The organism is Staphylococcus marylandisciuri (genome assembly GCF_025519785.1).
GTDB lineage: Bacteria > Bacillota > Bacilli > Staphylococcales > Staphylococcaceae > Staphylococcus > Staphylococcus marylandisciuri.
Map to the genome: position 1 here is coordinate 1 of NZ_JAOPKZ010000058.1, position 268 is coordinate 268.

Genomic DNA, 268 nt, shown 5'->3' on the forward strand with positions numbered 1-268 from the left:
TACCTTTTAAAACCAAGTCTTTTATGATTCGGGCAAATAAATTCATCATTGATTTCATCATATCCCCAGTTGTGAGTATTAAAAATGTCACTTTTATATTTTTTAGTTTTATCCTTAATAAACATGCCATAAGTTATAAGCGGTGTTCGATTAAATTCATCTATAATTGCAATATAATTAGGTTCACTACCATAACTAGCGTCAGCTACAATGTATTCAGGTAAATGACCGTAGGTCTTTTTAATCAATGATAAAAAAGGAATTATTG

1 pseudogene is annotated in these 268 nt (G+C 28.7%); it reads right to left on the reverse strand.

The features are described from left to right. A pseudogene (locus N9R04_RS11365) lies at positions 1–268 on the reverse strand (IS5/IS1182 family transposase); the annotation flags it as partial.